This window comes from Bacillus paralicheniformis (assembly GCF_002993925.1).
Lineage (GTDB): Bacteria > Bacillota > Bacilli > Bacillales > Bacillaceae > Bacillus > Bacillus paralicheniformis.
Window position 1 is genome coordinate 354,485 of record NZ_CP023665.1, and the last position, 21,902, is coordinate 376,386.

18 protein-coding genes are annotated in these 21,902 nt (G+C 46.9%); 7 read left to right on the plus strand and 11 right to left on the minus strand.

The window, feature by feature from the left end:
- Nucleotide 1 precedes the first annotated feature (1 nt).
- A complete protein-coding gene (locus CP943_RS02000) occupies nt 2-1,078 on the minus strand; it encodes a DUF4352 domain-containing protein (RefSeq protein WP_020450033.1) in 1,077 nt (358 codons plus the stop codon).
- 618 nt (nt 1,079-1,696) lie between these two features.
- Nucleotides 1,697-3,097 carry a YfcC family protein gene (locus CP943_RS02005; RefSeq protein ID WP_105980684.1) on the minus strand — a complete coding sequence of 467 codons (1,401 nt, stop codon included), beginning with the start codon at nt 3,095-3,097 and terminating at the stop codon, nt 1,697-1,699.
- A gap of 125 nt (nt 3,098-3,222) precedes the next feature.
- Between CP943_RS02005 and CP943_RS02010 the strand changes: the two genes are divergently transcribed.
- Both CP943_RS02010 and CP943_RS02015 read left to right on the plus strand, forming a co-directional pair.
- The gene (locus CP943_RS02010; RefSeq protein WP_039073158.1) at nt 3,223-4,392 is read left to right on the plus strand and encodes a M20 family metallopeptidase; all 1,170 of its coding nucleotides are present in this window, start codon (nt 3,223-3,225) and stop codon (nt 4,390-4,392) included.
- A gap of 173 nt (nt 4,393-4,565) precedes the next feature.
- Nucleotides 4,566-5,696 carry a type II asparaginase gene (locus CP943_RS02015; RefSeq protein ID WP_105980685.1) on the plus strand — a complete coding sequence of 377 codons (1,131 nt, stop codon included), beginning with the start codon at nt 4,566-4,568 and terminating at the stop codon, nt 5,694-5,696.
- Nucleotides 5,697-5,727: 31 nt separating this feature from the next.
- On the opposite strand, the gene CP943_RS02020 is transcribed toward CP943_RS02015, so the two are convergent.
- Complete coding sequence (locus CP943_RS02020; RefSeq protein WP_020450037.1) at nt 5,728-6,180, minus strand: GNAT family N-acetyltransferase; 453 nt, start codon at nt 6,178-6,180, stop codon at nt 5,728-5,730.
- Nucleotides 6,181-6,280: 100 nt separating this feature from the next.
- Here CP943_RS02020 and CP943_RS02025 point away from each other — a divergent pair, with 100 nt between their 5' ends.
- The gene (locus CP943_RS02025) at nt 6,281-7,780 is read left to right on the plus strand and encodes an amidase (protein ID WP_079289373.1); all 1,500 of its coding nucleotides are present in this window, start codon (nt 6,281-6,283) and stop codon (nt 7,778-7,780) included.
- A gap of 22 nt (nt 7,781-7,802) precedes the next feature.
- Here the strand turns inward: CP943_RS02025 and pepF are convergent, their stop codons facing one another.
- Together pepF and CP943_RS02035 are read right to left on the minus strand one after the other, a co-directional pair.
- Nucleotides 7,803-9,638: an oligoendopeptidase F gene (gene pepF, locus CP943_RS02030; protein WP_105980686.1), complete on the minus strand. Its 1,836-nt coding sequence runs from the start codon at nt 9,636-9,638 to the stop codon at nt 7,803-7,805.
- 111 nt (nt 9,639-9,749) lie between these two features.
- Nucleotides 9,750-10,019, minus strand: coding sequence for a GlsB/YeaQ/YmgE family stress response membrane protein (locus CP943_RS02035; RefSeq protein ID WP_017474015.1), 270 nt, complete (start codon nt 10,017-10,019; stop codon nt 9,750-9,752).
- Nucleotides 10,020-10,189: 170 nt separating this feature from the next.
- On the opposite strand from CP943_RS02035, the gene CP943_RS02040 reads away from it, so the two are divergent.
- Nucleotides 10,190-11,905 (plus strand): serine hydrolase, encoded by a 1,716-nt coding sequence (locus tag CP943_RS02040; protein ID WP_020450040.1) that lies wholly within the window; start codon nt 10,190-10,192, stop codon nt 11,903-11,905.
- 59 nt (nt 11,906-11,964) lie between these two features.
- Here the strand turns inward: CP943_RS02040 and CP943_RS02045 are convergent, their stop codons facing one another.
- From CP943_RS02045 to CP943_RS02070, 6 genes are all read right to left on the minus strand, one after another.
- Entirely contained in the window at nt 11,965-13,287 is a 1,323-nt protein-coding gene (locus CP943_RS02045; protein WP_025810806.1) for a (Fe-S)-binding protein, read from the minus strand.
- Nucleotides 13,284-14,696 (minus strand): glycolate oxidase subunit GlcD, encoded by a 1,413-nt coding sequence (gene glcD, locus CP943_RS02050; RefSeq protein WP_026580482.1) that lies wholly within the window; start codon nt 14,694-14,696, stop codon nt 13,284-13,286. Before glcD ends, CP943_RS02045 begins: the two co-directional genes overlap by 4 nt.
- Before the next feature lie 119 nt (nt 14,697-14,815).
- Complete coding sequence (locus tag CP943_RS02055; RefSeq protein ID WP_023857786.1) at nt 14,816-15,118, minus strand: PTS sugar transporter subunit IIB; 303 nt, start codon at nt 15,116-15,118, stop codon at nt 14,816-14,818.
- Nucleotides 15,115-15,447 (minus strand): PTS lactose/cellobiose transporter subunit IIA, encoded by a 333-nt coding sequence (locus tag CP943_RS02060; RefSeq protein ID WP_020450044.1) that lies wholly within the window; start codon nt 15,445-15,447, stop codon nt 15,115-15,117. Before CP943_RS02060 ends, CP943_RS02055 begins: the two co-directional genes overlap by 4 nt.
- A gap of 16 nt (nt 15,448-15,463) precedes the next feature.
- Nucleotides 15,464-16,750: a PTS cellobiose transporter subunit IIC gene (gene celB, locus CP943_RS02065; protein ID WP_020450045.1), complete on the minus strand. Its 1,287-nt coding sequence runs from the start codon at nt 16,748-16,750 to the stop codon at nt 15,464-15,466.
- Nucleotides 16,737-18,071, minus strand: a complete 1,335-nt coding sequence (locus CP943_RS02070; protein ID WP_026580483.1) for a 6-phospho-beta-glucosidase — start codon at nt 18,069-18,071, stop codon at nt 16,737-16,739. Before CP943_RS02070 ends, celB begins: the two co-directional genes overlap by 14 nt.
- Nucleotides 18,072-18,233: 162 nt before the next feature.
- Between CP943_RS02070 and CP943_RS02075 the strand changes: the two genes are divergently transcribed.
- From CP943_RS02075 to CP943_RS02085, 3 genes are all read left to right on the plus strand, one after another.
- Nucleotides 18,234-18,968: a GntR family transcriptional regulator gene (locus CP943_RS02075; protein ID WP_020450047.1), complete on the plus strand. Its 735-nt coding sequence runs from the start codon at nt 18,234-18,236 to the stop codon at nt 18,966-18,968.
- Nucleotides 18,965-19,699, plus strand: coding sequence for a chitin disaccharide deacetylase (gene chbG, locus CP943_RS02080; RefSeq protein ID WP_023857788.1), 735 nt, complete (start codon nt 18,965-18,967; stop codon nt 19,697-19,699). The genes CP943_RS02075 and chbG overlap by 4 nt, the downstream gene beginning before the upstream one ends.
- 400 nt (nt 19,700-20,099) lie before the next feature.
- A complete protein-coding gene (locus CP943_RS02085; protein ID WP_394798542.1) occupies nt 20,100-21,896 on the plus strand; it encodes a glycosyl hydrolase family 18 protein in 1,797 nt (598 codons plus the stop codon).
- Nucleotides 21,897-21,902 lie beyond the last annotated feature (6 nt).

Consider the following 21,902-nt stretch of genomic DNA (forward strand, 5'->3'; position numbering starts at 1 on the left):
TTTAGTTGTTGCTTTTAAGGAAGCTTGAGAAGTATTGTTCGGTCTTGTAATTATCAGCATCCATTTTCCATTTGTCATTTTTTGATTTTTCAAGCTTAACTTCAACTGTTTTCTCACTTGAAGTCGCCTGTGCTTTTTTGATTTCTTCACTCATGATGTCAATCGCAGGATTGATCAATTCATCTCTGGACATGAAGTTTTTGCCGCTGTCTTTCACATAGTCTTCCAGTCTTTTCTTCACTTTCTTTTGGACATCCGTATTATCGATTGGTGTAACGGTTGCTTCAACAGTTGCTTCATCGCCTGAAATTGATTTTGTAACTGCTTTGACTTGAGATTTTTCTTGATAAGCGTTTTGGATGGCGCTGATCAGTTTATTCAATTTCTTTTTATCGACATCTTCTTCATCATAATATCCTAAAGAGCGAACGATTGATTTTTGAGCGCCTTCAAGGTAATCGGTAACGACTTCACGTTTATTTTCGTCGACCAGTTTATCAAAGTTATCATTATCTTTGCCGAAAATCGTTACATCTGTGTAAGCCAGCAAAGCTTTGGCCGGATCTTCAAGTTTTTTGGCTGTTTTCAGCAAATCGTCGCTGCCGCCGTCGATCTCGAATTTGACAGGATCGGCTTTGTTTTCACCGTACATGTCAGGTGTGTATTCAAGCTGAAACTTTTTGCCCTTTTCAACGATGTAATAGATATTTCCGTCGACTTCCTTGTCAGAATTCAGCGTGGAAGAACGAAGTCTCTTGTTTCTTTCATCATATACGCTGACGTCCGACATTTTTGAGTCGCCTTCGTAAAGGCTGAATTGGCTTTTATCAACCATCAATGGTTCTTTTCCTGTATTTTTAACGGAAACATTGATCTTTAGTATAAGTTCATTTTCGTGCAGGTTTGTTGATGAATCATCCGGAAGCGTATATTCGGAGCTTAGTATTTTAACTTCTGCATTATCTGCTTTTTTCGTATCTTCTTTCTCTCCGCTCGCACTTTTGCTGCCTCCGCAGGCTGTTGACACGACTGCTACAATCATCAAAAGCATCATTAGAAAAAACTTTTTACTTCGCATGGTCTGTCTCCTTTTTTATTATTATTTTTTCAATGTTATGTAAATGAAAAGAATGGGGTGGTTAGGGTAAAAAGGCCCTTCATCGGGACAAATCTTACTCAAGTCCCGGTCATTTCATTTATCTAACAGTGAAAATTTGATTATAATTCTTCCTTTTTCCTTAGTTTCTTTAAAAAAACAGAAACAACATCACTCATTTTAAGGTTTGAAGAATCAATAATAAATAGGTGTTAAATACTAATTTTGGTCAATGTTTTGCAAGATTAGGCATGTTTTCAAACTTTGGGTAGTATGAATAGACTAAAACTAATGACTTACAAAACGGTGCATTTAATTGAGATTGATCCATTTTCCACCTTAGCCATGACAAGGCAGAACAGGTGAAAAATATAAGTGTTTTGTTTAGAATCCGCCACTTTGTTGATGAATTTTGAAATTGGACTATGGTAGATAAAAAGTCCTGTTTTCGGGTTTTCTTAACCTGAGCTTAAAATTTAGTAGATCAATCGTCTCAGAAACGCCGGTTTTGATGGTTTAGGCTTCTCTATGGTCAGGGAGACGGAGACATGTATGAGGAATGCAGCCGGGGGCTCCGGCTGCATATTGTGGACCGGATGTTTACTTAATACCGATGATCATGGCGATAACAATTGCGGCGGCGCCGATGAAAATCCAGCCTGCGACCAGCTTCCAGACAAACTTGACCCAGCGTTCGTAAGTGACGCCTGCGATTGACAGCGAAGCCATCAGTACACCGGAGGTCGGGATGATGGAGTTGGTGATTCCGTCTCCGTATTGATACGCGAATACGGCAATCTGGCGTTCGAATCCCAATAAATCGGCCAGCGGCGCCATAAGCGGCATCGTTGTGGCTGCCTGTCCGCTTCCGGATGGAATAAATGTGTTGATCACGATTTGCACGGCGAACATGCCAATGGCGCTGATTTCGTTCGGAAGTGAGCTGATGGCTGAAGCAAGGCTATTGATGATCGTATCGATAATCTGTCCGTTTTCCAATACGATGACAATGGCACGGGCGAAGCCAACAATCAGCGCTCCGTATACAACCTGTTTCATACCGTCAACAAATGAATGGAAGGTGTTGTTGATGCCGAGTCCTCCCGCAAGGCCGGCGGCAAAGCCGATGATGAGAAAGCCGGCCGACAACTCGCTTAAAAACCACCCCCATTGAAATACACCGAACATATTGATGCCGAAGCCCAATGCTGTAATCAGCAGGACGAGGCCGTGTCTTCCGGTGAAGGAAAGATCAGCGTGTCCTGCGGCTGTCTCTTCATTCATCTCTGTTTCGCTTCCATACATCAAACCGGTATTTGGGTGCGCTTTGACTTTTTCAGCGTACCGCATGACATAAAAAATGGAGAAACCGAGCATGGCGGCATAAACGGCCAATCTATAACCGAGGGCGCTAAACACTGGGACTTCCGCAATTGTCTGTGCGATTCCGACTGTGAACGGGTTCAACATGCCGCCGGTGAACCCTGCAGCCGCGCCAAGGGAAATCATCGCCAGCCCGGTCATTGAATCATAGCCAAGCGCTCTTGCAACAGCGATGCCGATCGGAATAAAAATAATCGTCTCTTCAGATAAACCGATCGTTGCGCCTCCGATGGAAAAGACGAACATGGTGACGGGAATCAGGAGGAAACCGCGTCTCTTCAAGCGCTGCACGAGCACATGAACACCTGCACGAATCATCCCGGTCTGATGGATGATGCCGAAAGCTCCGCCTATTAAAAAGATGTAAAAAATAATACCCGCCGATTGAATCATGCCTTCCGGTATGGCTTTAAACATCTCGAAAAAACCGACCGGACCGGCGTCAGTTTGTGTGTAGCTCCCTTGTACGATAACCGTTCGGCCGTCTTCTTCAACCCGCTCAAATTCTCCTGATGGAATGAAGTATGAAGCCAGTGCAGCTAAAATGATAATGAAAAAAATCAAAGCATAAGTATGAGGGAAGTGCAGTTTTATTTTCTGGGGGGTGCCATTGCTCATTCCGTTCGTCTCCTTTATAATGTATTAATATTCATAGAATTATATATTTAATCATTTTGAGGATATGAGCTTTACTTTGTCAACCCTGGAAAAGAACTTCCGGTAATGGAGAAGGGAGAACCGTTATGAAAAAACAAATTGAGAAAGAGATCGAACATATTCGTGAAGAGCTGCTGCATATCAGCCAGTATATAGGCAATCACCCTGAACTGGGACATGAAGAATTCAAAGCTTCAAAGATTCTGTCCGAGGAGCTGAAAAAACACGGTTTTCAGGTGGAGTTAGGAACATGCGGCCTTGCGACGGCGTTTACGGCCGAATTTGACAGCGGCCGTCCCGGCCCTGCCATCGGGTTTATGGCTGAATATGATGCATTACCTGACCTTGGCCATGCCTGCGGGCACAATTTGATCGGCACGATGGCGGTCGGCGCCGCGATCGGCGTCAGCAAAGTCATCGCATCATGCGGAGGGAAAGTGTATGTTTACGGAACGCCTGCGGAAGAAACGAAAGGCGGAAAAGTAACCATGGCCGAACAAGGGGTTTTTGATCACTTGGACGCCGCTATGATGGTTCATCCGTATTGCAGGCATGAAAAAAGCGGAACATCGCTGGCGATGGATGCGATTCAATTCGAATTCTTCGGAAAGGCCTCGCATGCGGCGGGAGCGCCTCACGAAGGAATCAATGCGCTCGATGCCGTCATTCAGACATTCAACGGCATTAATGCGCTCAGACAGCATATTCTCCCTGATGCCCGGATTCACGGGATTATTCCGGAGGGAGGGAAAGCGGCAAATGTTGTGCCGGATTATGCGGTTGCCCAGTTTTATGTCAGAGGAACAGAACGTGCTTATGTCAATGAACTGCTCGATAAAGTAAAAAATTGTGCAAAAGCAGCCGCACTTGCGACTGGAGCCCGACTTAAGAGCTCTTTTTACGAGCTGTCTTACGATGATTTGAAAACAAATGAAACGCTGTCAGACGCCTTTACACAAAACATGATCGAGTTGGGCGTCGATCCCGATTCGATTCATGAAAAAGCGGACGGAGGAGGTTCAGTTGATATGGGGAATGTCAGCCAGATCGCACCTTCCATTCATCCTTATGTACAAATTTGCGATGAACCGTACGCGTGCCACACACCCGAGTTTCGGGAGGCAGCCATGAGCAGCCAAGGGTTCGAAGGCTTAATGCTCGGCGCAAAATCTATGGCATTCACGGCCTATGATGTGCTCACCAATGAAGAGCTGCTGAGAAAAATAAAGGAAGAATTCAGCTTTTTAAAACAATAGAAGGTCTGAAGAGGGAAACGAGGTTTCCCTTTTTTTAATGCAAAAAAACGCAGAAGAAAATCTAACATATAAATAGACAGCGTATAAATGCATTTTAAACTGGTATGAAAGAGAGGAGGAAAGAGAAAATACATATATAATTAGCGGACTTCGCAGCAGGGAGAGATCAAAACATGACGAAAAAACGAATGTTATTTATTGTGTTAGGCTTATTGCTTTTGATCAATGCCGGGTGCTCCGGTTCAAACGAATCTCGAAATGAAACAAAGGCCCGGGCGAAGACGGAAACTGCTTCTGTTAAGACTGCCCAAGGAAATGACCGTCTGCCCAACATAAGAATTTTGGCTACAGGGGGGACAATTGCCGGGGCGAATCAGTCCAAAACGTCGACGACCAATTATAAAGCGGGTGCAGTCGGGATTGATACGCTCATTGAAGCCGTTCCGGAAATGAAGGATATCGCGAATATCAGCGGAGAACAAGTGGCAAACATCGGAAGCCAGAATATGACCAATAAAACGCTCCTGAAATTGAGCAAACGCGCAGCGAAGCTTTTAGCTTCAGATGATGTCGATGGAATTGTCGTCACTCACGGAACGGACACCTTGGAAGAAACGGCTTATTTTTTAAATCTCGTCCTCAAAAGCGATAAACCCGTCGTTGTGGTCGGATCTATGCGGCCTTCCACAGCGATTGGAGCCGACGGGCCTGCCAACTTGTACAATGCTGTAAAGGTCGCTGCGAGCAAGGAAGCTTACGGGAAAGGAACCATGGTGGTGCTGAATGACCGGATTGCTGCGGCAAGATATGTGACGAAAACCCATACGACAGCTCCTGACACTTTCAAGTCGGAAGAAATGGGGTACCTCGGCAATATTGCCGACGGCATCTATTTTCATAATGACATCACAAAAAAGCATACGAAAGATACCGATTTTAATATTTCCAAGATCAATCTGCTTCCTCAAGTCGACATCATATACGGGTATCAAAACGACGGGCGCTATCTGTTTGACGCTGCAATCAAGGCGGGAGCGAAAGGCATTATCTATGCGGGAAGCGGAAACGGTTCAGTCTCTGACGAGGCGAAAAAAGGGGCAGTCGCAGCGGTGAAAAAAGGGGCGGCAGTCGTGCGTTCTACACGCACCGGCAGCGGGGTTGTCACGCCCAATCCTGATCTTGAAAAGGAAAACATATTGGCTTCCAACTCTTTGAACCCGCAGAAAGCCCGGATTTTGCTGATGCTGGCGCTGACCAAAACAGATGATCCGAAAAAGATCCAGTCCTATTTTGATGAATATTGACGAGAATCCGCCGGGGAGCCCGGCGGATTTTTTAAAGATCGAGCGCTAAGCGAACCATATCGATGCAGCGCATGCCGTTTTCGTATATCGGTTTCTCGTAATGCCTCAAGAAAAAGTCGCGGTCGATGCCGGTGATTCTAAATCCGCATTTTTGATAGAGCGCAAGCTGGCCGATGCTTGAATTCCCGGTTCCGATTTCAATTGTCTTAAATCCTTGTGATTTTGCCGTTTCAATCGCATGCATAACCAATTGTCTGCCGATTCCTTTTCCCTGCAGATCTTCTTTGACGGCGATATTGACGAGCTCTGCTGTTTCTGGTCTCGTCGGCAGCAGCACATAGACACCTACAATCCGGCGGTCGATTTCTGCTGTATAGCATTGTCCCCGTTTGAGATAATCGATAACCAGTTTTTCGGAAGGGTCTGCCGTCAACAGTAAATCAAGCGGCGGCTCATGTTCTGGGTGTAACCTTCGAATATTCATTTCACTCATCTCCTTTTTGATCTAAACTGAAAACATTGAAATCCTCAAAAGGCTCATGCACAATAGTAAACACAAGCGAACAGTAAAGTGAGGTACTGATATGAATATATCTGACTATATGAAGCATGACGCAGTTGCTTTATCTAAGCTTATCAAACATGGGGAAGTAACGGTGAACGAATTAATCGATGCTGCTTTTTCCCGCCTTGAAGAAGTCAATCCAGAACTGAATGCGGTCGTTCGGACGAGAAAAGAACAAGTCAAACATGAATGCAGACAGCTCGATATCAGACAGCAGCCGTTTGCCGGGGTGCCGATCCTTTTAAAGGACATTTCCCAAGCGTTGAAAGGGGAGCCTCTTACAGCCGGCGCCAAGCTGCTTTCATCTTATCAACCAAAGCGCGATTCGAATTTCGTTGCTAAATTGCGCGGCGCCGGCTTTTTATTTCTCGGCCAAACGAATACGCCCGAATACGGATTGAAAAATATTTCTGAGCCTGAATTATACGGACCGTCGCGAAATCCCTGGAACACCGATTATTCACCCGGCGGTTCAAGCGGCGGTTCCGCTGCAGCGGTGGCGGCCGGAATCGTTCCCCTTGCAGGGGCTAGTGACGGGGGAGGCTCCATTAGGATCCCCGCTTCATTTACCGGGCTATTCGGTTTGAAGCCGACCCGGGGCAGAACGCCTGTAGGACCGGGCGTCGGGCGGCAATGGCAGGGAGCATCGATCGATTTTGCGCTGTCCCGTACGGTCAGGGACAGCGCTGCGCTCCTTGATATCCTGCAAACCGTTCAGCCTGAAGCCGCTTTTCAAACGCCTTTATTTCCGGGCCATTATGAAGAGGATATGAAAAAAGGGCTGGAGCGCCCGTTGAATATCGCATTTTCTGTAGAATCACCCGTCGGAACGCCTGTCAGTGATGAAGCCAAACAAGCCGTCCACCGTACCGTTAAATGGCTGGAAGCGCAGGGACACCGCGTCGAAGAGCAGGCGAACGGCGTTGATGGACTCCGGTTAATGGAGAACTACTACTTAATGAACAGCGGCGAAATTTCCGCGATGATTCTGGGAATGGAAAAAACGCTTGGAAGAGCGATCACTGTTCAGGATGTTGAAATTGTCACATGGGTGCTTAATGAAGCAGGCAAAAAAGTGTCGGCAGCCGAATTTACGGCAAGCCTTGCTTCCTGGGATCAAGCAGCTGCACAAATGGCGGCGTTTCATGAGACCTATGATCTGTATGTGACCCCTGCAACGGCTTACCCCGCTCCAAAGGTCGGCGAGCTTACTCATACCGAAAAAGAAGCCGAAGCGCTCCTGAAAGTGAGTGAGCTGGAAAAAAATGAGCAGCAGTCGTTGATTTATCAAATGTTTTTGAAAAGCTTGACATATACACCATTCACACAGCTTGCCAACTTAACCGGACAGCCTGCGATGAGCGTCCCGGTCCACCTCACAAATGAAGGTTTACCGCTCGGCGTTCAAGTGACGGCACCGAAAGGAAAGGAACATTGGCTGCTTCGCACCGCACATTTATTAGAGCAATCAGACTTATGGATCGGAATGAAAGGCAATCCGATGTTCGGCAGTCTGTAACCGCATAAAAGAAGACCGGCTGTTAATCAGGCCGGCCTTCTTTTGGATCATACAGTTTTTCGAGCTCGTCAACCAATGTTCCGACATACGCAACTGCCTGGCGTATCGGTTGATCCGTCGACATGTCAACACCCGCGTGTTTCAACAGGTCCAGCGGTTTCATTGTACCGCCTGTTTTTAAAACGTTCAGCCATCTCTCGACGGCAGGGCGGCCTTCTTCTTTAATTTGCTGCGAGACGATCGTCGATGCTGTCAGCCCGGCTGAATAGGTGTAAGGGTATAACCCCATGTAGTAGTGCGGCTGACGCATCCATGTTAAACCTGCCCCTTCATCAAGCTTCACTCCGTTGCCCCAGAATTCGGACAGCACGGCGGTGGTTTGTTCAGACAGTACGGAAGCGGTAAGTGCGCACCCTTGTTCGGCGAGTTCGTAGACTCTCCGCTGGTATTCCCCTTCAAGCAGATGGGTGACAAAATTGTGGTAATACGTGCCCATCAATTGGTTGATGACCCAGCGCTTCATTTTCGGGTCATTTGTTTTGGAAAACAAATGCTGGGCGAGAAGCATTTCGTTCATTGTAGAAGGCGCTTCGATGAAATATAGAGACGGTCTGACATTCATGATGCGCTGCTTGCGGTTTGCCAAGTAGAAATGACCGGCATGACCGAGTTCATGGGCAAGGGTAAAGGCGTCCCGCATCGTATCCGTCCATGTCATCAAAATGAAGGGATGCACTCCGTACGGACTTGAACAAAACGCACCCGTGGATTTGCCGATGTTGTCAGCGAGATCAACCCACCGCTCAGTCAATGCGGTTTCCATGACTTCCGCGTACTCGGGTCCCATCACTTGTAAAGCGTCCAAGATCATCCGGCCGGCCTGTTCGTAAGTCGTCTTTGGACTGAAGTCGTGATCAAGCGGAGCCTGCAAATCGCAGAAGCGCATGTCGTCGAGGTCTAATACGCGTTTTTTCAAGGCGGCATACTTGCGCATATGAGGTGCAAGTTCGTTTTTAATCACATCAAGCTGGTTGTGGTACATTTCGAGCGTGACGCTTTGCGGCTGAAGAAGCATATCGGTGGCGGATTGATATCCGCGAAGCCTTGACATGCCGACCTGTTTTTTGACTTCTGTTTCATAGACGGCGGCGATGGTATTTTTGTATGTTTGCAGGGTATTTGTAAAGGAGTCAAAGGCGGTTCTGCGAATATGCGTATCAGGAGAGAACATGTATTTTCCTTCATATAACGCGAACGAATTGGCCAACTCATTGCCGTTCCGGTCCTGAATCGGTGAAAATTGCATATCTGCAAGCTTCGCCATCCCGAAAATTTTGTACGGTGCATCATGCACTTCGCCTAAAACGGCTAACGCTTCCTCTGTTTCGGGAGCAAGCTTATACGGCTTGCGCTCCATTATCTCGGACAGCATTTTGCTGAAAGGCTCCAGTCCTTTCTCATTTTTTATGTACGTCTCCACTTGATTTTCGGGGAATTCGAGAATTTCCGATTGGATAAATGAAAGCCCGGCGTTTAGTTTTGCTTGAAGTGCGGCCATCCTTGAAGCGTCGGCTTGGTTGACGGGGTTTGTCAAATCTTCGGACTTTCTGAGGTGAGTATAGGCGGCGGCCCGGACTAGGCGCTCTAGCAGTTTCTCCTGCAGCATTAAACAATCGAGCAACACGTCAGCTCCTTCGTGAAGCCTTCCTTTAAATGAGCCGATGGATACGAGATCTTCCTCAATTTTCACAAGTGCGTCTTCCCAAGCTTCATAAGAAGAAAATAAATCAGTAAGATTCCAAGTCAGTTCCTGCGGCACCTCAGAGCGCTTCGGTCTTTTTTCTGCCACTTTTTCCAATGTACAGCCTCCCCTTGAAAATATTTCGTGTTTCTAATTAATTATATAAAAGACGGCAGCAGAATGAAATAAAAAACGACGGTTTCTAATGAAACCGTCGTAAATCATCCATTATTGAGCATTGCGGTTTCGTCCGCCCATACTTCTCATGACAAGACTGACGATGAAAATCAAAATGATCGCACCGATCAGAGCCGGAATGATATTAAATCCACCGATCATCGGACCCCAGCGTCCCAAAATCATGGAGCCGAGCCATGAACCGATAAATCCTGCGATAATATTTCCAATGATTCCTCCGGGTACATCACGTCTGATAATGAGGCCGGCCAGCCAGCCTAAAATTCCGCCGATGATCAATGACCAAATAAATCCAAACATTGAACAAAACCTCCTTGTTTTTTAGACATTTTCAGCCTTATACCTATCTTTTGGAATTCGTGAATAAATATACAAATTTTCTCTAAATGAAACCATTCGGGCGAACAAACGTATGGAATACGGACACCTGGAACAGGCATAAGACGCTTAAATCAAGAGAGGAGAGTAAAATGAGACAGCCTATAAAGGAATTAAAAGGCTTTCGGGCATTTGCCCTGGAAAAAATGAAGGAGTGGAACGTTCCCGGAGCCGCTGTTGCAGTCATTAAGGAAGACGAGATCATCATGGCGGAAGGGTTTGGATTCAGGGATAAAGAACGGAAATTAAAAGTGAACCCGGAAACGGTATTTGCGATCGGTTCCGCTTCCAAGGCATTTACAACGGCGGCGATGGCGGTTTTGGCTGATGAAGGGAAAATGGAATGGGACAAGCCGGTAAGGGAATACCTCCCGGAGTTTAAGATGTATGATCCGGTGGCAACCGAACGGATGACTCCCCGTGATCTGGCGTGCCATCGTTCGGGCCTCCCAAGACACGAAATGATGTGGTACAATTCCTCCTTTTCAAGGGAAGAGCTTTTCAGACGGCTCCGCTACCTTGAGCCGAATCTGGATTTTCGATCAAAATGGCAGTATCAGAACCTGATGTACATGACGGCCGGTTATCTTGCAGGAAGAATAGCGGGAACGACATGGGAGGAGTTTGTTCATGAGCGGATTTTCAAACCCTTGCATATGACATCCAGCAGCTTCTCGGTCGAAGATATGCAAAAGCTTTCCGATTTTGCCTTTCCATATCAAGAGAAAAACGGAACAGTTGAAAAAATTCCTTTTCGCAATATCGATGTGATCGGGCCGGCTGGATCGATCAATTCCAATGCCTTGGATATGGCAAATTGGGTGCTGCTTCAGCTTGGCAGCGACAAATTCAGCGGTGTTCTATCAGAGGGAAGCCTTCATGAGCTGCATACGCCTTGCATTTCCTGCGACTCCATTCTTAAAGCGAAGGAACTCCCTGTCTGCAGCTATGGGCTCGGCTGGTTTGTTGAACCGTACCGTGGCCGTCATATGATTCATCATGGCGGAAATATTGACGGTTTTTCATCGCTTGTTGCTTTCATGCCTTATGAAAAAATCGGGATTGCCATTTTGACAAATATGAACGGCAGCTTTCTCCCAAATGTTCTGGCGTACAATATTTTTGACCGCTTGCTTGGATTGGAAGAGATCGATTGGAACGGCCGGCTGAAAGGCGAAGCGGAAAAAATAATGAAAGCGGCTTTAGGGGTGGATCGAACCGCGGATCTTACCAAAATTGAAGGAACGAAGCCTTCTCATGACCTGAAGGACTACACAGGTGTATACGAGCACCCCGGCTACGGTGAAATCAAAATAGAGTGTAAAGACGGTATGTTACAGGCGCTCTTCAATTCGTTTGTGATGCCTTTGAAGCATTATCATTACAATATATTCGAGATGAAAATGCCGCTCACGGAGATGGCGATGCTCTCATCTTTCAGCGCTGATATACACGGACATATCAGCCGCCTTTCCGTACCGTTTGAAATGGCGGAAGGCGCTGGAGAAATCGAATTTGTCAGGAAGCCGGATCAGCGGTTGTACGATCCTGAATTTCTTGCTTCTTTAACGGGCGAATATGCATTGGAAGCCGGAACAGATGTCGTTGTGTCTTTCAGAAACAACCGGACGCTCTGGGTTTCATTGCCCGGTCAGCCTGATTACGAACTTGAGCCTTACCGTGAGTTGACATTTCAAATCAAAAACCTGCCGGGTTTCAGCGTCCGGTTCGAAGCCGGCGATTCCGGACAGGTAACAGGTTTGCGCTTCATCCAGCCGAATGGAGAATTTCCTGCTGTCCGGAAATAGCAGCAGAAGACATATTTCGATTTATTTCCCGAGAAATATACCAAGTGTGAGCCGCCTAGTCACTCCTGGACGGCTTCCAGCAGTAAATCCGCCAGATGAACAGCTCTCACTTGGTTTGTAAGCCCAGCTCGTTCAATGCCGAGCTTCATTTGCAGCAGACATCCGGGATTAGCTGTAACGATCGTAGCGGCCCGGGTCGCTGCTGCTGCTTCCATTTTTGTATCGAGAATTTTCATCGACATTTCGGATTCGACAATGTTATAAATACCGGCTGATCCACAGCAGCTTTCGGCATTTTTCATTTCCTTGAATTCAATGCCGTTGATGCTGCGAATAAGGTATCTCGGCTCAGCGGAGGTGTTCATGACATTTCGCAAATGGCACGAATCTTGGTAGGTGACGATTTGCTGCGGCAGTTCAAGGGATCGCTGATCAAAGTTCAGCTCCAACAGGACGGAAGAAAAGTCTTTCAGTTTCCCTGTAAAAACCGCTGCCCGTTTCCGCCATTCAGAGTCATCTTTCAGGAGATGATCATATTCCTTTAAAAATGCTCCGCATCCCCCTGCATTTGTCACGATAAAGTCCGCGTTTGAATCCTCGAATGCCTGAATATTTCGTTTTGCGAGCAGGACGGCCTCAGACTTTTCGCCGCTGTGTCCGTGGAGGGCACCACAGCAGGTCTGCTGTTCGGGAATGATGATCTCGCAGCCGGCCAGCCGCAGCAGCTCGATGGTTGCCATATTCGTATCTAAAAACAACGTATCCATGAGGCAGCCCGAGAAAAAGGCGGCCCGTTTTTTTCTCTCTCCGATCGCAGGGAGCAGGTGCGGCCGTTTTTTCAGCTGTTTCATATCGGGAACTTTCGGCAAAACAGCCTCCATTTTCGCGAGATGGTCCGGCAAAAGACGAAGTAAGCCCGATTTGCGAATCACATTTTGCATGCCGGAACGCTGATACACGCCGAGTATTCCAGTCAGCGCCCTGATTCTGTTTTGGTGGGGGAAAAGCCCTTTGAATACCGCGCGGCGAAGCACTTTAACCGGAAGGGTGTGTTTTTTGTTCTGCTGAATAATATCCCTCGCTTCTTCAAGCAAGCGCCCGTAGTTTACGCCTGAAGGACATACAGGTTCACACGCCCGGCAGCCGAGGCAAAGCTCCAGTGACCGTTCGACATCCTCATCAGGCTCAATCGCCCCATCGACGACCGCTTTCATGAGCGCGATGCGTCCGCGCGGTGAATGGCTTTCCTGAAAACCGGATTCGATATAGGTGGGGCATGACGGCAGACAAAAGCCGCAGCGCATGCAATTCAGCAGCTCTTCCTCGTCCATTCTTTTTTTAAACTGCTGTTCAATGACCTTTCTTTCGTTAGCTGTCGTCATTTTGTCACCACCACCCGCTTGCGGGAGTCTTTCGCAAATATCTTCCCGGGATTCATGATGCTGTTAGGATCCAGCGCCTGTTTTACCGCCTTCATGGCGGCGATTCCCGCTTTGCCCAGCTTCAGTTCCAGATAAGGAGCTTTCATTTCGCCGACCCCATGTTCTCCGGTGATTGTTCCTCCCAGCTCAACCGCTTTTTTAAAGATGTCTTCAAAAGCCTGTTCGACCCGTTTCATTTCTTCACTGTTTCTGACATCTGTCGTACAGGTCGGATGAAGGTTGCCGTCGCCTGCGTGCCCGAATGTACAAATCGATATTTTGTGCTTTTCGGCGATCGTATTAATTGCTTTTACCATTTCGGCAATTTCAGAGCGCGGTACCGTGGCATCCTCCAGAATGGTCGTCGGCTTTAAACGGGCTAAAGCGGAAAGTGCGGTGCGGCGGGCCTCCCGAAGATTTTCCGCTTCAGCTTCTGTTTGCGCGGTTTGAACGGACACAGCATTTCCTTTTGTGCAAATCTCTTCAATCAGGGCAATGTCACGGCGGACTGCTTCCTCGGTGCCGTCCTGTTCGATCAGGAGAACCGCTTTGGCATGGACGGGAAGGCCGATTTTCGCGAAGTCTTCGATCACCTGAATCGTGGGCTGATCGAGAAATTCGAGCGTCGTCGGAATGATTTTGTGTGCGATGATATTTGAAACCGTTTGGGCTGCAGAGTCGATATCTTGATAGAGGGCGAGGACGGTTTTTTTTGTTTCGGGTGCCGGGATGAGTTTCAATGTTGCTTCAGTAATGATGCCGAGCGTTCCTTCAGAACCGACGAAAAGACGCGTCAAATCATAGCCGGCAACGTCTTTGGCGAGTTTGCCGCCAGTGCGGATGATATCCCCGTTTGCGAGAACGACTTCAAGCGCCATGACATAATCGCGTGTCACTCCGTATTTCAGCCCGCGGAGGCCGCCCGAGTTTTCATTGATGTTGCCGCCGATTGTCGAGATTTTCATCGAGCTCGGATCGGGCGGATAATATAATCCCTTTTCTTCAGCGGCGTGAATTAAATCAAGCGTGATCACGCCGGGCTGAACGGTTATCGTTAAGTTTTCTTCATCGATTTCTAAAATTCGATTCATATGCTTAAACAGGAGGACAATTCCTCCTTCAGTCGGGCATGTGCCGGCGCAAAGATTTGTACCTGAACCTCTCGGCACAATCGGAATGCGGTGCGTGTTGCAGATTTTCACGATTTGCGATACTTCTTCTGTGCTGCGCGGGGCTATGACCGCGTCAGGCATCGATTGAAACTGGGGTGTCGCATCATAAGAATAGACGAGCCGTCCGGCGTTCGAATCGTCATAATTGACAGAGCCGACAATTTCAATCAACTGGGATTTCACTTGTGAGGAAATCATGTATGATCACATCCTTTACCAATTATTATACAAAAACAAACGCTTTCAAAAAATCATTCTTTTAAACTTCAAAAAAAAGAACCCGTTTTCAAAGAAAACGCGGTTCTTTGCAGGAGGCATCAGGTTGCAAGGCTGATTGCCTGATTCAGCACTTTTGCACCGTCCATCATTCCATAAGCCATTTGATCAATGACGGCCACGGGCGTATGATAAGGCTCGGCACGCTCTGTCATTTGCCCTTTTAAATACCGGACCTGCGGACCAATCAGTATCACATCAATTTCATCCAGATGACTTGGCAAATCTGCCTCCGCATATGCATTAATTTCGGCCTTCAATGAACGGTTTTTCGCTTCTTCCCTCATTTTTTTGACCAGTATACTCGTAGACATTCCAGCTGAACATACAAGTGCGATCTTCATTTTTCTCTTCCTTTCTGAAGCTCTTGATATAAATGAATCAATTCTTTCGCCAAATCTTTTACAGTCATGGCTGTCATTAAATGGTCCTGCGCATGGATTAATAATAGATTGGGTGAAAGGCCTTCGCCTTGTGCTTCTTTTTGCAGAAGGCGGGTTTGTGCCTGATGAGCTTGGCTCAGCTCCGATTCTGCTTCTTGTATTTTTTGATATCCGGTTTCCCATTCGTGTTGTTTCACAAGCTGCAATGCTTCCATTGCAGAAGAACGCGCATTTCCGGCGTGAAGAATGATTTCAAATGAGACCTGTTCCAATTGTAGTGTATCTGCCATAACATTCACTCCTTACTTATTCGTTTTCTGTCTGGTGCAAGGCGGAACGTTCTGCTGCTTTTATAAACGGGAGGTAGAGCAGGGTGGCCAGCACCAGGTTGAAGATTTGCAATAAGACTCCCCGGACTGATCCTCCGGTGACGAGATACCCGCTGACAATCGGCGGCGTTGTCCACGGAAGGATCGCGACAGTTTTCGGGACGAGACCGGAAGCCAAAGCGACATATGACGTAATCGTTAAAATTAATGGAATCAAGATAAACGGAATGAACATGATCGGGTTTAATACAATAGGAAGTCCGAACAGAACGGGCTCATTGATGTTAAAAAGGCCGGGTGCGAGAGACACCTTCCCGATCGTTTTGTAGTGCTTCGATTTCACGGCAATTAAAATGCCGGCAAGCAGAGCCAATGTCGTTCCCGATCCCCCCATAAATACGTAAGAATCGAAGAAAGGCTTTGTCACAATATACGGCACTTCAAAAGCGCTCATTCCTTGCGAGAATAAGTGTTGATTTTCCTGAATAAGCGGGAGGTAGACGGATTCCATGATCGGCCCGAGGATATTTGTTCCATGCAATCCAAAGAACCAGAGCAAATGATTCAAGAAAGTGAAAATCAAGGCTGACCCAACCGTGTTGGAAAGACCTTGAAGCGGCTCTTGAATCGTGCTGAAAACAAGCTCATGGATGCTTTGTCCCGAATAATGAACAATCAGAGCATTACATAGCCCGGCAGTGGATAAGATGACGGCAGCCGGCAATAGAGCATTCAAGGATTTTGTGACGCCGTCAGGCACTCCTTCAGGCATTTTGATTTTCCATTTCTCATTTTGTGAAAACAGCCGGAAGACTTCCGTCGACAGCAAAGCCACGATTAAGCCGACGAACAGGCCTTGTGCTCCCAGCCAAGTCATTGAAAAGCCAAAGTCTTCAGTGGTCGGCGTAAGCACGGCGAATGCGCCAATCCCGATTAATGCGGCAGACAGGCCATCTGTGTGATAGGACTCGGCCAGCTTAAAGCTGACAGCCGCAACGGCTAAAAGGCTCAACAGAGCAAAAGAGCCATTCCATATCGCCCCGCCGACAGCAGTCCATCCCTCTCCGAACAGGCCGGTCATAAAGTTTTGAAACGCCGGTATTGGAAAATTATTAACCAGGATGGCGAGGGAACCGATGATAATAAGAGGCATAATGGCGATGAATCCGTCGCGTATTGCAATCAGGTGTCTTTGGGAACCGATCTTTCCGGCGATCGGCATGATGTTTGCTTCGATGAATGCCATCATTTTATTTTGTTTCATGTTCACAGACCTCCTCAAAAAATTGCGGGAGGTAACGTTTATGCGCCTCGAGCATTTCATCCAGTACCTTTTGAGCTTTGTGATCAGAGGAGACCAACGGATTGGTGATCATGGCTGAATATGCCGTATTGTAGTCGCCGGTGACCGCAGCTTCAATCACTAATTGTTCAAATTTTTTCATCAGGCAGATCGGCCCGCAAATGGCAGCAGGCAGTTTTCCGACGGTCAGAGGAATCGGTCCGCTTTTTGTAATGACACTGTTGACTTCGATCACCGCATCATCGGGAAGGTCTGGTATGCTTCCTTTATTCAGTGTGTTCACGGTCTGAATATCCATTGAATGATGATAAAGCGAGTTCATTAATGAGCAGGCTGATTCACTATAGTAAGCCCCGCCGCGGCCTTCCAGTTCTTTAGGCTTCTCATGGATCTCGGCGTCTTTGTATTTCTCAAACAGCTGCCGCTCCACTTCCATGACGGTTTCCGCTCGTGTTCCGTTGTTATTGTACGCTTCGATATCTTTTGCGAGCGCATCTTCATGTTGATAATAGTACTGATGGTACGGGCTCGGAAGCATACGTAAAGACCGCAGAAATTGGCGATTCCACGGCAACGCCGCAATATTGGAGGGCGAGTAGCCGAGGTGATCATTCAACAGATGCTCAATCGTCTCTTCCGTCCGGTCGATGCCGTCGATCCATACCCTTTTTCCGAAAACAAAATGGTTGAGGCCTGCGAATTCAATCATGACGCGGTTCACATCCACGCCGAATATTTCTGCAATGCTATTTTTCATGTTGTAAGGAATATTGCATACCCCGACGACCTTTTGATGAGGTCCGTGCTTCAGCAAAGCTTCCGTCACGATGCCGGCCGGATTGGTAAAGTTGATCAGCCATGCTTCGGGACAAATCTTTTGGATATCGCGAGCGATATCCAGCATGACAGGAATTGTGCGGAAAGCTTTAAACATACCGCCGGCTCCGTTTGTTTCCTGCCCGATTAGGCCGTGGCTGAGCGGAATTTTTTCGTCTAAAGCTCTCGCCTTCAGTCCGCCGACTCTGATTTGAACCGTGACGAAATCGGCACCTTGCAACGCTTCTGCCCGATCTATTGTATGGCTCAGTTCGATGGGAACCCCCGCATGCCTGATCATTCGCTTCGCGAGTTCTGAGACGATGCGAAGTTTTTCTTTGCCCTCCTCGATATCAACAAGTGCAATCTCATTCACCGGAAATTGATGCTGCCGTTTGATGATGCCTTCAATAATTTCCGGTGTGTAGCTGGACCCTCCGCCTATAACAACTACTTTCAGCGCCATAATCCCCCTCCTTCATTCTCTTTATATGAAAGCGCTTCACACAATTGAAACTTAACATGTCATAACAAATTTGTCCATACATATTTGTTATGACAAATTGTTTTTTTTAGGAACCTTTTGTGTTATTCTATAATTACGAACACACCCCAAAGGAGAACATGTATGGCGAAACAACCACAGCTCCACAGTCAAATTAAACAAGATATTGTAGATAAGATTGAAAGCGGTTATTATCCGCCTGGCAGCCTGCTGCCGACGGAGTCCGAGTTTTGCAAACTGTATGATGTCAGCCGGACGACGCTGCGGACCGCGCTGAATCATTTGCTTATGGAAGGGGCCATTTACCGAAAGCAGGGAAAAGGGACATTTGTCGCCAAAGGAAAAGTAAAGCAGATCTTGAGCTCCAGCAGCCTCCGTTATGCAGAGCAATTGAAGGCTCAAGGCTTTAAACCGAAAATCAAAGTTGTTGATTTGCAAAAAATAAAGCCGTCTGAAAAAATCCAAACCCTCCTCGGAATCGACGCTGAACAAATGGTCTATCAAATCAAAAGAATCCGCTATGCGGACGATGAAGAAATCCAGTTTGAAACAGCCTATATCAGAACGGATCTCGTCCCCGAAGTAACGGAAGAAATGGCGAATATTTCACTTTACCAGTGCATCAGCAGGCAAGGAAACAACATAAAAAGAACAGAGGAACAAATCAAAATTGTGATTTCTGATGAGGAGATTGCACAACATTTAAATATTACACAAGGCACACCTTGCTTCCAGATATCGACGCAAACATTTTTGGCGTCGGAAGAAGTCGTCGAGTATTCTATGGCCTATTTTCGCGGTGACCGTGTTGAGTTCTTCATTGAACGTGATTATGAACAAAGGGGGAATGAAAGGTGAAATCTCTAATCATAAATGCGGATGATTTTGGATTTTCAAGGGGAGTCAACCTTGGAATCATTGAAGCTTTCCAGCACGGGGTGCTCACATCGACTACGCTCATGGTCAATATGCAAGAAGCGGAGCATGCCGTCGAACTCGCACGGCAAAATCGTGAACTCGGAGTCGGCGTCCACTTGGCATTGACGGCCGGGCGCCCGATTCTCGGCGGACTGCATACGATAACGGATGAAGAAGGGAATTTTCGCAAGCTTTTGTACTACCAGGGTTTCTTCGACATTGACCTTGATGAAGTATACCGAGAGTGGAAAGCGCAAATAGAGAAAGCTTTGTCTTTCGGTTTAAATCCGACACATATCGACAGCCATCATCATATTCATACATACGGAAATCTCCCTGAGGTGTTTGTAAAGCTTGCGAAAGAGTATGACCTGCCATGCAGAAAGGTCAATCATGATCATCCTTCACTGTGGAAGGGTGTAAGGTCGAACGATGCTTTTGAGCTGAAAGTCGATCGATTGAAGGATCTTTCGAGCATCCTTCGTGATTATCAAGACGCAGCAGTGATTGAAGTGATGTGCCATCCGGCTTACGTCGATAAATGTCTGCTTGAAAAATCGTCTTTCCATTATCCTCGGGTATATGAACTTTCACTGCTGACGGAACCTTCTCTTAAATCGGCTTTGCAACAATGTCCGGATATTCGTCTTACGTCTTACGCTAGTCTATGAAGAGGCTAGAGGCGCCGCTTCTATTCCTTAAATGGAGTAGAAAGCGGCGGTTGTGTAGTCAATGTCTTCAAGTTGACAGTTCAGAAAATTCTGATTAATATAGATTTGTCATAACAAATTCAGCAACCCTTCGCCATTAAAAAGTCTTCTTTTATACGCAAATGTATAGACATCTATACGTGTTTCACCCTCAGCACAACCAGCTTTTCCAAACGAACACACCCGAAATTTTAATGAAATCATGATGTCAATCTCATTTATGTAAGCGTTTTCCCTTGTTGGCTTCTGTGCAGCTGCAGCTATTAGATGACAAGGAAAAATATAAAACAAACAAAAAAGGCGGTGAGGAATAGGAGATTTCTAGTTTCATGGTTTGTCAAAAAAATTGGATGAAAAGGAGATGAACATCGTGTTGGTCAACAAAAGCAAAAAGTTTTTCGTTTTTTCTTTCATTTTTGTCATGTTGCTGAGCTTGTCATTTGTAAATGGGGAAGTTGCAAAGGCCGATTCCGGAAAAAACTATAAAATCATCGGCTACTATCCATCATGGGGTGCTTACGGAAGGAATTTTCAAGTTTGGGATATGGACGTTTCAAAAGTCAGCCACATTAATTATGCTTTTGCTGATATTTGCTGGGAAGGAAGGCACGGGAACCCCGATCCGACAGGCCCCAATCCCCAAACATGGTCATGTCAGGATGAAAACGGAGTGATCGACGCGCCAAATGGAACAATCGTAATGGGCGATCCCTGGATTGACGCACAAAAGTCAAATCCCGGGGATGTCTGGGATGAACCGATCCGCGGCAACTTTAAACAATTGCTGAAGCTGAAAAAGAGCCACCCTCATTTGAAAACGTTCATATCGGTCGGCGGATGGACTTGGTCTAACCGCTTTTCAGATGTCGCGGCAGATCCTGTGGCAAGGGGGAATTTCGCCGCTTCGGCCGTTGAATTTTTAAGGAAATACGGGTTTGACGGGGTCGATCTTGACTGGGAATACCCGGTCAGCGGAGGATTGCCGGGGAATAGTACACGGCCGGAAGATAAAAGAAATTACACGCTGCTCCTGCAAGAGGTGCGTAAAAAACTTGATGCTGCAGAAGCAAAGGACGGCAAGGAATACTTGCTGACGATCGCATCCGGCGCAAGTCCGGAGTATGTGAGCAACACTGAGCTTGATAAAATTGCTCAAACCGTGGATTGGATTAACATCATGACCTATGACTTTAATGGCGGATGGCAAAGCATAAGCGCCCATAATGCGCCGCTGTTCTATGATCCAAAAGCAAAAGAAGCAGGCGTTCCAAATGCTGAGACCTACAACATTGAAAACACTGTGAAACGCTATAAGGAAGCCGGTGTCAAAGGGGACAAATTAGTGCTTGGAACACCGTTCTACGGAAGGGGCTGGAGCGGTTGTGAGTCCGGCGGCCACGGAGAATATCAGAAGTGCGGACCGGCGAAAGAAGGGACATGGGAAAATGGAGTATTCGACTTTTCAGATCTTGAAAAGAATTATGTAAATCAAAACGGCTATAAAAGGTATTGGAACGATCAAGCGAAAGTGCCGTTTTTGTATAACGCGGAAAATGGCAATTTCATCACTTATAATGATGAACAATCATTCGGCCACAAAACGGATTTTATTAAAGCAAACGGATTAAGCGGAGCGATGTTCTGGGATTTCAGCGGCGATTCCAATCGGACGCTTCTCAATAAATTGGCAGCCGATTTAGATTTTGCACCGGACGGAGGCAATCCGGAGCCGCCTTCATCGGCACCTGTGAATGTGCGTGTAACCGGAAAAACTGCTACAAGTGTCAACCTGGCTTGGGATGCGCCGAGCAGCGGAGCAAACATTACGGAATATGTCGTGTCATTTGAAAACCGGTCGATATCTGTAAAAGAAACATCAGCGGAAATCGGCAACTTGAAGCCGGGTATGGCCTACTCATTTACAGTTTCAGCAAAGGATGCCGATGGAGAACTCCATACCGGACCAACAGTAAAGGTCACGACGAATTCTGACCAGGCATGTTCATATGACGAATGGAAAGAGACGAACGCATACACGGGCGGAGAGCGGGTTGCATTTAATGGAAAAGTGTATGAAGCGAAATGGTGGACGAAAGGCGACCGGCCGGATCAATCCGGTGAATGGGGCGTATGGCGGCTGGTCGGAGGCTGCGAATAACAGAAA

What these genes read in the sequence shown, in the direction of transcription:
- CP943_RS02000 (WP_020450033.1), bottom strand. Translation starts at nt 1,078, where the DNA reads ATGCGAAGTAAAAAGTTTTTTCTAATGATGCTTTTGATGATTGTAGCA.
- CP943_RS02005 (WP_105980684.1), bottom strand. Translation starts at nt 3,097, where the DNA reads ATGAGCAATGGCACCCCCCAGAAAATAAAACTGCACTTCCCTCATACT.
- CP943_RS02010 (WP_039073158.1), top strand. Translation starts at nt 3,223, where the DNA reads ATGAAAAAACAAATTGAGAAAGAGATCGAACATATTCGTGAAGAGCTG.
- CP943_RS02015 (WP_105980685.1), top strand. Translation starts at nt 4,566, where the DNA reads ATGACGAAAAAACGAATGTTATTTATTGTGTTAGGCTTATTGCTTTTG.
- CP943_RS02020 (WP_020450037.1), bottom strand. Translation starts at nt 6,180, where the DNA reads ATGAATATTCGAAGGTTACACCCAGAACATGAGCCGCCGCTTGATTTA.
- CP943_RS02025 (WP_079289373.1), top strand. Translation starts at nt 6,281, where the DNA reads ATGAATATATCTGACTATATGAAGCATGACGCAGTTGCTTTATCTAAG.
- CP943_RS02035 (WP_017474015.1), bottom strand. Translation starts at nt 10,019, where the DNA reads ATGTTTGGATTTATTTGGTCATTGATCATCGGCGGAATTTTAGGCTGG.
- CP943_RS02040 (WP_020450040.1), top strand. Translation starts at nt 10,190, where the DNA reads ATGAGACAGCCTATAAAGGAATTAAAAGGCTTTCGGGCATTTGCCCTG.
- CP943_RS02045 (WP_025810806.1), bottom strand. Translation starts at nt 13,287, where the DNA reads ATGACGACAGCTAACGAAAGAAAGGTCATTGAACAGCAGTTTAAAAAA.
- glcD (WP_026580482.1), bottom strand. Translation starts at nt 14,696, where the DNA reads ATGATTTCCTCACAAGTGAAATCCCAGTTGATTGAAATTGTCGGCTCT.
- CP943_RS02055 (WP_023857786.1), bottom strand. Translation starts at nt 15,118, where the DNA reads ATGAAGATCGCACTTGTATGTTCAGCTGGAATGTCTACGAGTATACTG.
- CP943_RS02060 (WP_020450044.1), bottom strand. Translation starts at nt 15,447, where the DNA reads ATGGCAGATACACTACAATTGGAACAGGTCTCATTTGAAATCATTCTT.
- celB (WP_020450045.1), bottom strand. Translation starts at nt 16,750, where the DNA reads ATGAAACAAAATAAAATGATGGCATTCATCGAAGCAAACATCATGCCG.
- CP943_RS02070 (WP_026580483.1), bottom strand. Translation starts at nt 18,071, where the DNA reads ATGGCGCTGAAAGTAGTTGTTATAGGCGGAGGGTCCAGCTACACACCG.
- CP943_RS02075 (WP_020450047.1), top strand. Translation starts at nt 18,234, where the DNA reads ATGGCGAAACAACCACAGCTCCACAGTCAAATTAAACAAGATATTGTA.
- CP943_RS02085 (WP_394798542.1), top strand. Translation starts at nt 20,100, where the DNA reads ATGAACATCGTGTTGGTCAACAAAAGCAAAAAGTTTTTCGTTTTTTCT.